At 55.1% G+C, this 13,412-nt stretch carries 10 protein-coding genes; 4 read left to right on the top strand and 6 right to left on the bottom strand.

From position 1 onward, the window contains the following. Positions 1-66 precede the first annotated feature (66 nt). Positions 67-1,017, bottom strand: a complete 951-nt coding sequence (locus tag K239x_RS19490) for a GDP-L-fucose synthase family protein (protein ID WP_145419853.1) — start codon at positions 1,015-1,017, stop codon at positions 67-69. Between the two features lie 304 nt (positions 1,018-1,321). On the opposite strand from K239x_RS19490, the gene K239x_RS19485 reads away from it, so the two are divergent. Continuing rightward, on the top strand, positions 1,322-4,372 hold the full coding sequence (locus K239x_RS19485; RefSeq protein ID WP_145419852.1) for a hypothetical protein: 3,051 nt from the start codon (positions 1,322-1,324) through the stop codon (positions 4,370-4,372). Here K239x_RS19485 and K239x_RS19480 read toward each other — a convergent pair. From K239x_RS19480 to K239x_RS19460, 5 genes are all read right to left on the bottom strand, one after another. Beyond that, positions 4,369-6,066, bottom strand: coding sequence for a PQQ-binding-like beta-propeller repeat protein (locus K239x_RS19480; RefSeq protein ID WP_145419851.1), 1,698 nt, complete (start codon positions 6,064-6,066; stop codon positions 4,369-4,371). The two genes, K239x_RS19485 and K239x_RS19480, sit on opposite strands and share 4 nt — an antisense overlap. Before the next feature lie 259 nt (positions 6,067-6,325). Next, positions 6,326-7,564, bottom strand: a complete 1,239-nt coding sequence (locus tag K239x_RS19475; protein WP_145419850.1) for an NAD(P)/FAD-dependent oxidoreductase — start codon at positions 7,562-7,564, stop codon at positions 6,326-6,328. A gap of 200 nt (positions 7,565-7,764) precedes the next feature. Further along, complete coding sequence (locus tag K239x_RS19470) at positions 7,765-8,793, bottom strand: hypothetical protein (RefSeq protein WP_145419849.1); 1,029 nt, start codon at positions 8,791-8,793, stop codon at positions 7,765-7,767. A gap of 84 nt (positions 8,794-8,877) precedes the next feature. Beyond that, complete coding sequence (locus tag K239x_RS19465) at positions 8,878-9,891, bottom strand: acyl-CoA desaturase (RefSeq protein ID WP_145419848.1); 1,014 nt, start codon at positions 9,889-9,891, stop codon at positions 8,878-8,880. Positions 9,892-10,299: 408 nt separating this feature from the next. After that, a complete protein-coding gene (locus K239x_RS19460) occupies positions 10,300-10,503 on the bottom strand; it encodes a small basic protein (RefSeq protein ID WP_145419847.1) in 204 nt (67 codons plus the stop codon). Positions 10,504-10,830: 327 nt separating this feature from the next. On the opposite strand from K239x_RS19460, the gene K239x_RS19455 reads away from it, so the two are divergent. The 3 genes from K239x_RS19455 to K239x_RS19445 all read left to right on the top strand — a co-directional run bounded on the left by K239x_RS19455 (position 10,831) and on the right by K239x_RS19445 (position 13,198). Further along, positions 10,831-11,916 (top strand): lysylphosphatidylglycerol synthase transmembrane domain-containing protein, encoded by a 1,086-nt coding sequence (locus K239x_RS19455; RefSeq protein WP_145419846.1) that lies wholly within the window; start codon positions 10,831-10,833, stop codon positions 11,914-11,916. 121 nt (positions 11,917-12,037) lie between these two features. Beyond that, positions 12,038-12,457, top strand: coding sequence for an OsmC family protein (locus K239x_RS19450; protein WP_145419845.1), 420 nt, complete (start codon positions 12,038-12,040; stop codon positions 12,455-12,457). Between the two features lie 273 nt (positions 12,458-12,730). Next, on the top strand, positions 12,731-13,198 hold the full coding sequence (locus K239x_RS19445; protein WP_145419844.1) for a type IV pilin protein: 468 nt from the start codon (positions 12,731-12,733) through the stop codon (positions 13,196-13,198). Positions 13,199-13,412 lie beyond the last annotated feature (214 nt).

Here is a 13,412-nt window from a genome sequence, read left to right as displayed (position 1 = left end):
GTTGATTAGTTGGGTCGAAGTAAGTTATTGGAAAGCGATCGCGTGCGTTTCTTGGTCTCGTCGCTATCAGACGGAACGCAAAAGCTGGGCATCCGTTTCGCGAAGAAACGATTCGTAAGTGTTGGCTAAGCCGTCGGATAAATCGATCGCGTGTTTCCAGCCCAAATTGTGAATACGCGAAACATCACAACACTTGACGGGAGTCCCGTCCGGACGATCGGGGGCGGTCACGATGTTGCCTTGATACCCAACCGTCTTGGCAACCAACTGGGCCAGTTCCAAAATGGAGAGGTCGACGCCGGTGCCAACATTGACCCAATCCGGCGGATCGTCAATTCCGATCAAGTGAACCAAAGCGTCCGCCAAATCGTCGACGTGCAAGAATTCGCGGCGTGGAGATCCGGTTCCCCAAATCTGCACTTGTTCGGCGTCGGTGGTTTTCGCTTCATGAAAACGAGCGATCAGCGCGGGCAGCACGTGGCTGTTTTCAGGATGATAATTGTCGCCTGGGCCATACAGGTTTGTCGGCATTGCACTGTGGAACATGGCGCCGTACTGACGGCGATAGTACTCGCATAGTTTCAGGCCAGCGATTTTTGCCAACGCATAGGCTTCGTTCGTTTTTTCTAACGCACCGGTGAGCAATGACTCTTCACGAATCGGTTGCTGGCAGTCACGTGGGTAAATGCACGTGCTACCCAAGAAGAGAAAACGCTTCACTCCGTTGGCGTAAGCAGCTTTGATAGCGTTGACTGCCATCAAGACATTGTCTGACAAAAATTCAACCGGATAGTTATTGTTGGCTCCGATGCCACCCACTTTGGCGGCAGCAAAAACCACGCTATCAATCGAATTGTTTTCAAAGAAATTTTGCACCTGGGCGGGAACGGCTAAATCAAGCTTGTCTCGTGATGCTGTCAATACATCGACTTCCTCGCCTTCGAGTCGGCGAAGTACGGCGGAGCCGACCATTCCACGATGGCCTGCGACAAAGATTGTTCCGGATGGGGATTTCATTCTCGGATTGTAAACTGTAGGGAACACGGAGTCTGCGCGTGATTCTGGGGCTTTGCTTGCCAACAGAGTCATCAGCCAGAAAACAATCTTATCTCCCGTGAAGCCTGCATTTATGGCGGTTCTCAGGGAGGTCGGATCGAATGAATGCTCGCTTTGAAAGCAACCGCTGGCTTCAGCAACTTTCCCTGGGTTGCGGGAACCACCACTGGATGATTTTAGCTGAGACGCCGATTCTGAGAGTAGCCTTTGTGCGCTAACCGCGCGAAGGCTGCCCCATCACCTCTTCGCATGGAAGCAAACTGGTATGAACGACGTTCGGCGCGCCCTCCTCTTTTGGCCCGCATTTACTTCGGCTCTGATAATCTTGATCTCGCTCATCTCACCGATGGACGGAGGCTCTTGGAGTTCCGTCTTCGATGACGCCAGAGCCGAATGGCAAAAATTTGCTTACTCGGTCGAAGCCGAAACCAAGCCGCTCGCGCCCTTAGAGGCGTCGGCTGCTCCGGTGTCGTCTGGCCCGGGCCATCAGGTTGCTTCGGAAATCCTCTACAGCCGGCTGCCGTCGCCGCTAGCTAACACTGCGATCGCTGACCGAATCGAACGCGGCGGCCAAGCCATGCGATTGCCGGAGCGAGTTGCCGAGGTCCTTTCACGTCCGACGAAGCATTCTCCGCAAGCAGCTCTGAGGGATGCCGTCGATCTGTACGCAGCGACTCGTTCGGACAAAGAGAGTCTTTCGGACAAAGTTGCCGCGTCGGACAGCGAAGCCGGTTCCTCGTTGTTGCTTCAGCCGGCTCAAAATGACAAATCGACGCTTAGTGAGCTTTCCGGCGATCGGCTCGCGGGCGACTTTGTGGGGCCCGAGCGACCTTCGTCTGAACCCGAAGCGGTCGTTCAGCCGATTGGCACAAACTTGCTGCGCCAGAATCCATTCCAATCGGAACCGCTGGTTCAAGCCAATTCGCCGCGATCAACCGAACCATTGTACAAGTCGAAAACGGCGACGGAGCCCAATTCGATTGCAGCAGCAGTTCCCAAAGAAGAACGCGTTTTCAAATCAACCAATGATCAGCCGAATCTGAATGTTGAGCGTCAGCCTTTGCAAAGCATCAAGCCTGACGCGTCGGTGATGCCTCAGTCGATCGCCAACTTGGCAAAAGTGATTCCGCGTAACACGACGCGAAGCCAGAAACCACAACCAGAAATCTCAGGTCGCTCTGTCGATGCAGATCGGGCGCTTTTACGTGAACCAGTGTCGAACAACCAGTTCGGAGTCTCTGGCAATCCAAGCACGTGGCCACTGACGCCGCGTTTGGAGGATCAGCTGCAACGACTGACGAAAGCAAGCGGCGATGAATCTTCCGAAGTATCAGAGGCCACAAATCTTTGGGCCGCGCGAGTGCAATCGACAATGTCCGACCTGCGAAGGTTGCCACGTCTTGGCGAACCAGAAGCCGGCCGTCTTATTGAGGAGTTGAAGTCGCTGGCCTTGCAGGGGTTTCACCAAGCGGAGCGATTGAACAACCGAGAGATGCAAATCGATTGGTTGCAAGCGTCTCACGCGATTTATCGCCGAACGAGTGTTTGGGAGCCCATCTGGGCTGTCGTTTCAAACAAACAGCCGCTGACTACCACGCCAACGGAGGCTGACAATGGAGCAGCCGTTGAATCGCTGGTTCAGGAACTGAAGTCGGAGATGACCGAAACCGGCGACGCGGCAGGCTGGAGCAGCTATCTCCTACTTGATGAAATCGTAGATTCGGCGACCGGACAAAAGGTCAATCAACGTCAACTCACAGCGCAGCGCGTTTTGTCTCGAACTCGCTGGCATGGATTGGGCACTCAGCAGAGTCAGTGGCTTCAGCGTGATTCGGTTCAATATTTGGTGTCGGCACTGCAACCCTGGACACGGACTCCCGTCGATTACGCGGCTCTGCTAAATCAAATTGAACGTCAAGAGTCCGATGCCGTTGATTTGGCGGCCATCGATATCGCAGGCACTGCGCAATCGCTGCGTTCTTCTAATCATGAAGGAACACTTCGTGTCGCCAAGTCGATCGACGCTTGCTACCGCAACGCAAATATTCGCACGGCGGTTAGTCAAGAGATGCTGACGCGATTGATCCCTGATGTGGCGCCCACCACCGTGCCTGTTCGCACGAACATCATGGGCAGCCGAGTCAAAGGAATCAGCCATGTGAACAGTGAGCTCGACTTGGAGCTGCGACCTTCACGTGACAGTTGGGCATTTACGTTGCAAGCGATCGGCAATGTCAGGACACACAGTGTCGGTCAACGAGGTCAAGCCGCCATCAGGACTCGAGGGGACTCCAGTTTTATTGGTTCAACTCCGATCGAGATTACCCCTGAAGGCGCTCAATTGGGGCAATCGCAGATCGACGTCAGCGGCCGAACAAGGTTGCGTGATGTCAACTCGCAGTACGACAACTGGCCATTGTTGGGCGACTTGGCGAGATCAATTATTGCCGCGAAATACAAACAACGATCAGGGCTGACGTCGGGAATTGCCAATCGTCGTATGACAAAACAAATTGGTGATGGAATCGACGAGCGATTGGAAGCAAAGGTCGCGAAAGCGTCGGCACGTTTGAACGACGTGGTAATGGGGCCGCTCAATTCGTTGAAATTGCAGCCTCAAGTGATGGACATGCAAACCACAGACCAGCGTTTGATTGCTCGATACCGCTTGGCCGGTGACTGGCAAATCGGCGCGTCGACGCCGCGTCCGCGCGCTCCCAATGATTCGCTCATCAGCGTGCAGATCAATCAATCAGCCATGAACAACACGCTGGAACAGGTGGTGCCTTTGGGCGAACCCATCACGATTCAAGCGGCGTTTGACAACACGATGAAAGTACTCGGGCGTGAACAGTTCGCGCTACCAGAGGACATCCCCAACGACGTCATGATTCAATTCGCAAAGACACGCCCGATTACTGTCGAATTGGAGGACGGACTCTTGTGGATCACGATGCGAGTCGTTGAACTCAGTCGTCAAAAGGGAGCGTCGCTGCGACGATTCATCGTGCGTGCCGGTTACCGTGCTCAGATCGATGGACTGCGTGTTTCGCTGGTCCGTGATGGGCACTTGAGTATCAGTGGGCCGGGAATGGCGATGCGTCAGCGTCTGCCGATTCGAGCCGTGTTCAACAAGGTCTTTTCGCCCAACCACAGCATCCCGCTGACGAGCGAAGCGTTCGCGAGGAGCGAGTCATTGGCAGATGCCGAAATCAGCCAGCTGGAACTGCGTGATGGCTGGTTCGCTATGGCACTTAGCCGTAAACGTGCTGGGCGCATTGCTGTCGGTACGTCCGGAGAAAGCAGCAAACGCTAGCTCGCGGGAACGATCTTGTTTGGGTGACGGGTTGCTCTCAGGCGATAGCCTTGCAGTGCCGCAAGTGATGTCAGCATGGGAATCGCGAACACAAAGACGGTGGTTGCCGATCCATTCCAAAGATGGTGTCCACCGCCCAAAAATGCCACAAACATGACGCTTACGCAAAAAGTCATTGACCTAGTCGATCGGCTGGTCAGCAAAACGGAGAGGGCTAACAGGCCCGCCAAAAGGCAACCGTGAGCAATCAGGAATCGACCTGGGTGCCCGATGGCGATGAAGATCGCAACACCTGCGGTGATCAACATCATTTCCAAAATGCCGAATCGAAAGTTTTGCCGATCGATTGCCGGTGATGAATTTGGGGCGTTGCAGCTAGGTTGCGATAAAGCGTCAGAATCGATGCGATCAACTTTTCGATTGCCAAGCGATCTGTTGGGTCGACGAAAGCGGTAGCCCATGCTTAACACTGCCACGCAGATGCCAATCACGGGCAGCAGGAACGGCATCGCGCACGCTGCGAAGAAAATGCTCCACAGATAGAACGGTCTTCGCTGCGATAAGATTCCAGCCAATCCGAATGACAACGCGGTCGCTGATAAGAGTGACGGCAGCACGCTCTGGAAAAAAATGGGAGCCGCCCGCAAGATGAAAGCGGGTTGCCGCGCGTTTTGGCTTTCGGTCCATCCCGGGACAGTCATCGGCCAAGTCACCACGGCCATCAAAATCAATACGACGATCGCATGGCCGATCAGACGCGAGTGCTGTTTGCTTTTGGCTCCATTTTTCACGAAGAGCAAGGACCAAATCGCGGCCGCAAGGGATGCGAGGCCCAGCGCAGTGATGGACTCGCCAAAACCAAGCGACTGCAGGCGAACGGTTTTGTTTTTTTGATTGGAAACGATTTCGATCCTGGCCGGTTGAAACAACGTTGCGGGCCGCAGTCGCACTTTGGATTGATGCTGACTTTTCATGCGGTCGATGTAGTCCAGGCGTTCGGAATAACTGCCGCCGACGGACACATCTAAATCGACCGTCAATGAGTTTGGCAACATCTCACGCGGGGCAAACGCAGGTGACTTGATCAGCTTCATTTGATCCCCCGCCAATTCAATCAGATCCCATTCGCTGAACCGCTCGTGCTGTCGGCTAAACTGAATTGCCACCCGGTTCTTGCTGGCCAGATACCTCGCGACGTTGTAAATGGCGGTTCTCTGAACGGCCTTTCCGCTCTCAGCGTCCAGAATCGCTATCGAACTACTTTCCGATCGCGAGAAGTCTTGGGTGACAACCAGGTGACGCCCGCCGTTGATGAAATCGATGCGGCTTGGGGCCAGCGCTGTTTTAGCTTGCTCGGTCGTCCACAGCACTTTGCCCGTCTGGGGTTCGATGCAAACCAAATGTTGGCGCCGTGTCACGACAATTTGCTCGCCAGAGGGATTCGACGCAATCAGAGTTCGCTTGACGAGTCCGCGGTCCCGATGGTTGAAAATAGTACGCAGGTTGGTAATCCCGGGATCCCACGCGATTACTTCGACCCCTTGGGCGGGATTATGCTGGAGAATCGCTGCGCCGCTGCCATCAGGTCGATCAACAAAGCCTTGAACGGACAACGACCGATAGCTGAGTGCTAGTTGTGCCAACAGCACAATTGGGATCGCGGCAAGCAACAGACACCAGCGGAAACGATTCAAATCAACCTGCCTCGTTCTGTTTTCGCTCGATGAAACGTTGCTGTCTAGACGGAATACCTTTTATATCAGAACTGCGGACGAAGCTGGTGAAGACGTTGGGAGTTGCCAAACCTGTGTCAGGTAGAATTTGAAGGTTGGGCGGCATGCTCCGAATCGATTTTCACACCACGTTTGAAACGTACATTTCGAGCACCAGCCGCATTGATCGAATGCGGCAAAATCGGCTGCGAAAGCCGCGGAAAGCAAACGAGGCGGACGCTTACATCGCTTCCATTTTGGCACGCGCGATACTCGCATCCATGTCCACGAACATTTGCTTGGCGTCGTCGGTGAAAATGCGACCAATCAAGATGTCGGTCAGGCATCCGCGGTGTTCGGGGTGCTCTTTCATGAATCGACCAATGCTGAATCCATTGGTGTAAAACGCTCCCACCAATTTGCGGACCCACTGCGCTCCGGTGTTAAAGGATTCTGCCCAGGATCCAAGCTGCTGACCGCTGAGATCACTCTTTTCAAAACCTTCGACGATTGCATCGCCAGCTCGCACACCCATCTCCAGCGCGAAGTACACGCCCGATGAGTAGACCGGGTCGATAAAGCCATAGGCGTCACCCACCAGCACCCAGCCGTCACCCGATGGCTGCGTGGATCGGTACGAAAACTCTTTGGCCGTTTTCAGATCGCCCAAGCGAGTCGCATTCATCAACCGCGGTGTCAGTCCTGGGCACTGCGCCAATTCTTCGTCGTAGGTTTCTTGGGGTGTGCCGCGACCTTTCAGTAAAAAATCATTGTCCGCGACGCAGCCAATGCTGGTGATCCCACGCGACATCGGAATGAACCAAAACCAAGATTTGCGGCTGGCAGTGTTCATGATGATGGTCGCGCCATCATTGTCACCTTCGCCACGAACGGCGTCGCGGTAGTAGCCCCAGATCGCCGCCTTTTTCAAGTCGGGGTTGATTTCCTTCAGTCCCAGTTTGTTCGAGATAAAGGACTGTTGTCCGCTCGCGTCGACCACGACTTTGCAATCGATTTCGTGTTGCTGGTCGTCTTCGCCGCGTACGACTACTCCGGTCGCTTTGTTGTTTGCGTCAAACCGCACGTCAAGCAGGCGTGTGCGGTCGACACAATCCGCGCCGCACTCTGCTGCGCGATCGAACAGCATTTTGTCAAACTCGCTACGTTCGACTTGCCACGTATTGGCGCATTCGCGTTCATCGTGCTGCGAGAAAAAGAACGGCGCCGATTCGGTTCCTCGGTGGCTGACAAATTGGACGCTCTTCTTGGTCTGCCATCCAGCATTGCGAATGCGATCAGTCAGCCCAAGTCGCTGCAGAGGCCAGTAGGTTTCGGGCATGAGCGATTCGCCGACATGAAACCGCGGCACGCTTTCGCGTTCGACTAGCAACGTCGACAAGCCGGCTTGGGCGACCGTCGCGGCGGCAGCACCGCCGCCTGGTCCAGCGCCGATTACCACACAGTCGTATTCTGACTTCATATTTTGCACGTCACGTTTCTCCGAATCAATTATCACGCAAAAGCACCTGATAACAGGATATCGAGCCGGGAAGCCCTGGGTAGAGCCGTATCACGAAGTGGTGCAAGAACCGGCAAAACCCGTAGGTTCTCAACTGGGGGAGCCGCATCCGAGGCGTTCGACGACACGCGTCAAGTTTTCAACCAGGCGTGTCAGGTTGATCACCGGATCCGCTGAAACTCTTGGTGGCTTTCCCAGGCGATCCGTTGCAGATCAACGCGGTCCGAATCTGAAAAGGTCTTTGTGATCGGCTGGCCGTCGCGATCCAAACGCTTGTTGTTCTTGTCGTCTTGGAAATACCGAATGTCGGTGATCGAATCGATCGGCAATCCGACCGGGCTGGCGTCGAAGATCGCTGCGTACAGGGTACACGCGGTCAGGTAGGCCATCGTTTTATTCAGATGAGCATCGTTGACGTAGCGAAGTGTCAGATCTGGCCGCTGTGTTTGGCAATTCAAACCGACTAGCGGCATCGGCGCGACCGCGGCGTCGACGGATTTGGCCAGTGAAGCGATTTCGTGACACAGTTCAGTGACACCGTGGCGGTCCGGTTTGTCCGTCAAAGGAGCCGCGTTTTGCGTCGTCGGTGTCGTGACATACAGCACGACCCGAGCACCCTGATCCTTGGCGAGTTTCGCAAACTTGGGGACGAATTGCGCGTACTTGGAATCCGCTCCCCCCTGATCGTCGCGATAGGATTGCAGGACGACGATGTCCCAGTTCGTACGGTTCGCTTCGAATTCTGTTTGAAACGCGAGGTGCTTCTTCAACGCAGCTTTGGCGTATTTGTCGCTGCTGTCGGCCGCGACCGCGAGCTCCAAGTTCTTGATGGTTGCGGATTCGGTTTCTCGAGTCAAAGAATGCGCCGTCACCATGTTCTGAGTTCCCAGCCGCCAATGATCAGCCAGCGTGCGTCCACCGTAGATGACAGCGGAGTAGTTGAAGGTCAGTCCTGGCTGGCCTGCCTGAGCCATCGCTTTGACAACATCGGCCAAGTTGTGCCGAGCGGTGTAGCTATTGCCGATGAACAGGACATTGAGTGACCGCTGTTCGTCTGTTTTGTTCGATGAAGCCGGCGCAACCGAGTTGGCTGGTTCGTCCGCGTTGACAGGGCGCTGCGGTAATGCGAGCAGCGACAGAAAGAGCGTCAGTCCTAGCGTTCGATGCATCCAGGCTGTCAGTCGTTTCATGCGGTGTCTCTCAAGCGACAACGGGTGGTATCAAGAAGCGAGATTGATCAGCTGGATGGCTGCCTGCGGTAGCCGGAAGCGTTTTTACTCAGGAGCTTTGAAAGCCTTGGGGCGTACCACGTTCTTGGCCAATCCAATCATTTCCATGAATTGAATGATCCGCCACGACATATCAAATTCCCACCACTTGTGGCCGTGAGCAGCCGCACGCGGTTCGGCGTGATGATTGTTGTGCCAACCTTCGCCGTGACTCCACAGTGCGACAAGCCAATTGTTGGTGCTTTCGTCACGTGTTTTGTAATTGCGGTAGCCGAACACGTGGGAGAGTGAGTTGACGGCCCAGGTGCCGTGCAGGACGAACACGGTGCGAACCGCGACAGCCCAGACGGTCCAGCTAGCGGCGTATCGAAGCGGTTCGCCGGCGGCGAAGTAGCCCACGATGGCGCCAACGGTGGTGATCAAAATTGAGTGGCCCAAGAAAACAAAGAACCAGCCGCCGCGTCGCTCTAGCTTTAGATAGAACGGATCACGAAGCAGGTCTCGCACGTATCGTTCGTAGTGGCTGGTGCGATCCAAATCCTTGTGCCGGCAAACCACCCAGCCCATGTGTCCCCACAGAAAGCTAACCAGTGGCGAATGCGGATCCGGTTGATGATCGCTGTGTTGGTGGTGCATGCGATGGATGGCAACCCAACGAGCGGGGCTGTCTTGCAGATTGCACATGCCCAAAGTCGCCAGCGTGTGTTCCAGCCATTTTGGTGCGGTGAACCCACGGTGTGTTAGGAGGCGATGGTAGCCAATGGTGACGCCCATCATTCCAAAAACGAAGTGTCCCAAGATCGCGAAAGCCACTCCGGACCAAGTGAACAGCCACGAGAACGTCCACGGCAAAAATGCCAGTAGCGCAACGACGTGGACCGACGACAGTACGGCGACATATTCCCACATCACGCGAAGCGGTTGTGTTTCCTCGGGCCGTGGCAACCTTTGTGGGTCGATTCCTTCGGTTGGCAGTTCCGTCGAAAGTTGCTCGTCGGACACAGCGTTCTCAGCCGGTTGTGACTCGTTGCTGGTTTCTTCGCAAACAGAATCTGCCATCGGATAAATCCTTCGGGAACTTCGCTTAAGTCTTCTGGAGTCGCTATTGGATCGTAACTGCCGTATTCACAGGCAGGCCAATCTGCAAAAAAAAGCCGATCGAACGTTCGATGTTCCGAAAACATCACAACGTGACCGGCTAGATGGTGTGCTCGTTCGCACAGATCAATGTGCAAGCGAAGCAGATCGTGGTCGACGGAAAATTTTCTATTCAACTGGTTCCAGGTTCCGCCTCATCGGATTTGAGCCCAGCCGGCTTTGCACCGAGCGTGAGCCCGCGATGTAGCGACAGCTAGGTGATGGGCGAGCTGCCTATCACACTGCTTCGGTCGAAACCGTCTGCGTTGAATTTGACAGCCGCTGTGATAACCGCGAGAGCGACGCGAGCATTCACAAGGCTGATGGAACCTACTTCTCGTCGTCGGCCTTTTTGACCTTCTTCTTCTTTTTTAGCGAGACCTTTTGGACGCGCACTTTGGGCATTCCGACGATCGAATTGTCCTCGTCGAACTTGTCCAACTCTTTAAGTCGAGCGACACGTTCAGCGCGTGTCAGCACGTTACGCGAGCGGATGGCGCCGGCTTTCACCTTGAGGCTTTGGTCCATTGTCATGGCAAAAAACTCTATCAGAACTGTTCTGGTTGCAGGAATTGTTTTAAATCAAGCCTCGCAAAATAGAGGTTTGCTTGCGTTTTGACAAGGTGATTTGCAAGTTCTGTTGCAGCAAATCTGCGGGAAATCAACGGCGCCACCCGACGGCCTCCCAACACCAAACAATCGCCAAAATCCAACGCCGGGGGCTGTTTTTCGTCAGAAGAGGCCGCGTGGAGTTCCCGTTCGTCCTTCTACGAGCCGCCGGGGACAAGTATTCTGCGGGCCGCATTCTGCCATCGTCTTGTCCCCCCGATTGCCGTCCTCCCGGGCCGCTTTGAGGTCGAATTGTCCGGCTCTTCACCCAAAAACGACCAGCCGCCACCCAGCGATTCGCCTGAAAAGCTCGCCGGGGATTCGTCAAAACAGACCGGCCGCAGCAAGAGAGTCTTGCTGACGTTGGTCAAATTTGCGATCCCCGTCGGGATCATCGCTTTTCTGGTCTCCAACGTCGACGAAGCCCAGTGGGCGGCGCTGGCGGAGCACGACAAAAACTACGGCCTGCTCGCAGCGGCTTTGCTGGTTTCGATTGGTGCGATGGCGCTGTCGTTTGCTCGCTGGTGTCTGTTGGTGCGATGCCAGGGAATTGACCTGACGATGCTGGAGGCTCAGCGGTTGGGGGCGATTTGCTTTTTGCTCAGTTTTGTCTCGGCCGGAAGCGTTGGCGGCGACCTTTTCAAAGCGATCTTTTTGGCTCGGCGCCGACCTGGCAAACGCATCGAAGCAGTCGCGTCCGTCCTAGTCGATCGCGGCGCCGGGCTGTACGCGTTGCTGCTTTTGGTCGCCGTGGCTCTGCTGTTTCTTAAAGCACCGACCGACGCGGAATACATGGACCAAGTCAAAACCGGTACCGCGGTGCTGGTCGGCTTGGGGACGGTTGTGTTGGTAATTTTGGTGTTCGGTGGTCGAATCGTCGATCAGTTGATTCGCTGGGGGAGCACGTTGCCATTGGTCGGTGGATTGGTCGACAAAATCGGCCCGCCACTGCGAATGTTTCATCACCACAAGTTTGCGTTCGCGATGTCGATCGTGATGAGCCTGGGCGTGCAGTCGATGTTGGTGATCAGCATGTTCTTCGTCGCCAAAGGTCTGTACGCCGAGCCCCCGACGCTGGCCGAGCATTTTGTAATCGTGCCCATCGGGATGTTGATGTCCGCGCTGCCGTTAACACCGGCGGGCGTTGGAGTCTTGGAAGCGACGATCGACAAGCTCTACGAAGTGGTGCCAGCGGAGCCAACGGTCGCGTCAGGCACGCTGGTCGCGTTGGTATTCGAGTTGGTGAAAGTCGTCATGGGCGTGATCGGAACGATTTTCTACTGGACTGCAAACGAAGAAGTCCGTGAGAGTTTAGAAGAGGCCGAAGAAGAGGCGTGATCGTTGCCGATGCATTGGCTTGTTACAACAGTCGCTGCATACCCTGCAAAGTGTCCTGCGCAGACGGCAGAGAGCACCGCGCGGCTGCGTTGTTAACTATTTCCATCAAAAGGCAAGTTGAATGGCTGTTGAAATTACGGGCGAATACGTTGGGAGTTTGGGTGTCGTTGCAAAACATGGCCCAAGTGGTGCGATGCTTTCGACCGACGCTCCTCGGGACAATGGTGGGAAAGGCGAATCATTTTCACCGACTGACTTGGTTGCGACGGCGCTGGGAACCTGTGTACTGACCATTTTGGGGCTCGTTGGCGAACGCCACGAACTGGATCTGAAGGGCACGACGGTGCACGTCACCAAGGGAATGATTTCCGCTCCGGTCCGGCGCATCGGCAGTCTGAAAACGATCGTGACGGTCCCAGTTGGACGTGTCGACGACGCTGAGATGCGTAAGCGGTTGGAAGCTGCCGCGCGAAAGTGCCCCGTGCATCAGAGTTTGCATGCCGACATCGATGCACCGATTGATTTCGTCTACCAGTCGTAGCTGCCGATTCGCGAAAACCGCATTCGAATAGCAAGAATTCCCGCAGCGGTTGTCGCAAAGTCGCTTGTGGCAAATTAGCGACCTCTGTGACCTCTGCAATCGATGCAGGCCTTGCAAGTGTTATTTGGCTTTCTTGCATCGGCATCGATAAAGCACCGGCATCAGCAAAGTCATCGTTTTTACACGACATCATCGCTGTGAGTGACGTAAGTTTGTTTGCCTGCCTAACTGGGGCGTTACGGCAGGCGGCTCTTCTCTTACAACACCAATCCGATGCTTACGCATTTACCACGACGTCAGGGCTCGACATCCAGAACTCGTTCGATTCGTCGAGCTTTTTCTTTGGTCGAGCTTTCGATCGTGGTCATCATCATTGGTGTGTTGGCAGCTTTTGGCGTGCCACGACTTCTGAAGTCGGTGGAACGGTCCAAAGCATCCGAAGCGTTTAAATACATGACATCGGTGCGGGATTCGCAAGAACGGCATTCGATGCGAAATGGCGAATACGCTTCGACGATTGCAGACTTGGACTTCAAGCAAGCCGATCCCAAGTATTTCGTGGTTTTGCCGATCGAACCTGGATCGACCGGATCCATCGAAGATTCTTGGTCGATGACGTTGCGTCGAACCGGAGCTTCGGGCGGCTACGGCGCCTACGAAGTCACGTTCACCCAAGAGGGCTATGACCCGATTGCCAGCACGATCGAGGCGTATCCCGAGATCCATCCGATGAGTCGCTAGGGCATCACGGCCCGGTCATGTCGCCCTGCGGGACGGGGCGGTTATTGACGTGAAATGCCAGTTGCTCGACGTCCGTGACGTGCCCGTCCGGTTTTGCGGCGAAGTTCCAGTTAGCGGACGAGACTGCCGGTGGGCTAACGGCCCCAAGCCGTCATTGCCGCGGTTGTTTTGGATTCTCGTTTGCCAAATATGGCTTTCGTCGCTTAAATGGTTC

The organism is Stieleria marina, from assembly GCA_007741555.1.
GTDB lineage: Bacteria > Planctomycetota > Planctomycetia > Pirellulales > Pirellulaceae > K23-9.
The sequence above is the reverse complement of the archived record's forward strand: the minus strand, read 5'-3'. Positions and strand labels throughout refer to the sequence as shown.

Excerpts from the sequence above, each read along its gene's own strand:
- K239x_RS19490 (WP_145419853.1), bottom strand. The coding sequence starts at position 1,017 with ATGAAATCCCCATCCGGAACAATCTTTGTCGCAGGCCATCGTGGAATG.
- K239x_RS19485 (WP_145419852.1), top strand. The coding sequence starts at position 1,322 with ATGAACGACGTTCGGCGCGCCCTCCTCTTTTGGCCCGCATTTACTTCG.
- K239x_RS19475 (WP_145419850.1), bottom strand. The coding sequence starts at position 7,564 with ATGAAGTCAGAATACGACTGTGTGGTAATCGGCGCTGGACCAGGCGGC.
- K239x_RS19470 (WP_145419849.1), bottom strand. The coding sequence starts at position 8,793 with ATGAAACGACTGACAGCCTGGATGCATCGAACGCTAGGACTGACGCTC.
- K239x_RS19465 (WP_145419848.1), bottom strand. The coding sequence starts at position 9,891 with ATGGCAGATTCTGTTTGCGAAGAAACCAGCAACGAGTCACAACCGGCT.
- K239x_RS19460 (WP_145419847.1), bottom strand. The coding sequence starts at position 10,503 with ATGACAATGGACCAAAGCCTCAAGGTGAAAGCCGGCGCCATCCGCTCG.
- K239x_RS19450 (WP_145419845.1), top strand. The coding sequence starts at position 12,038 with ATGGCTGTTGAAATTACGGGCGAATACGTTGGGAGTTTGGGTGTCGTT.
- K239x_RS19445 (WP_145419844.1), top strand. The coding sequence starts at position 12,731 with ATGCTTACGCATTTACCACGACGTCAGGGCTCGACATCCAGAACTCGT.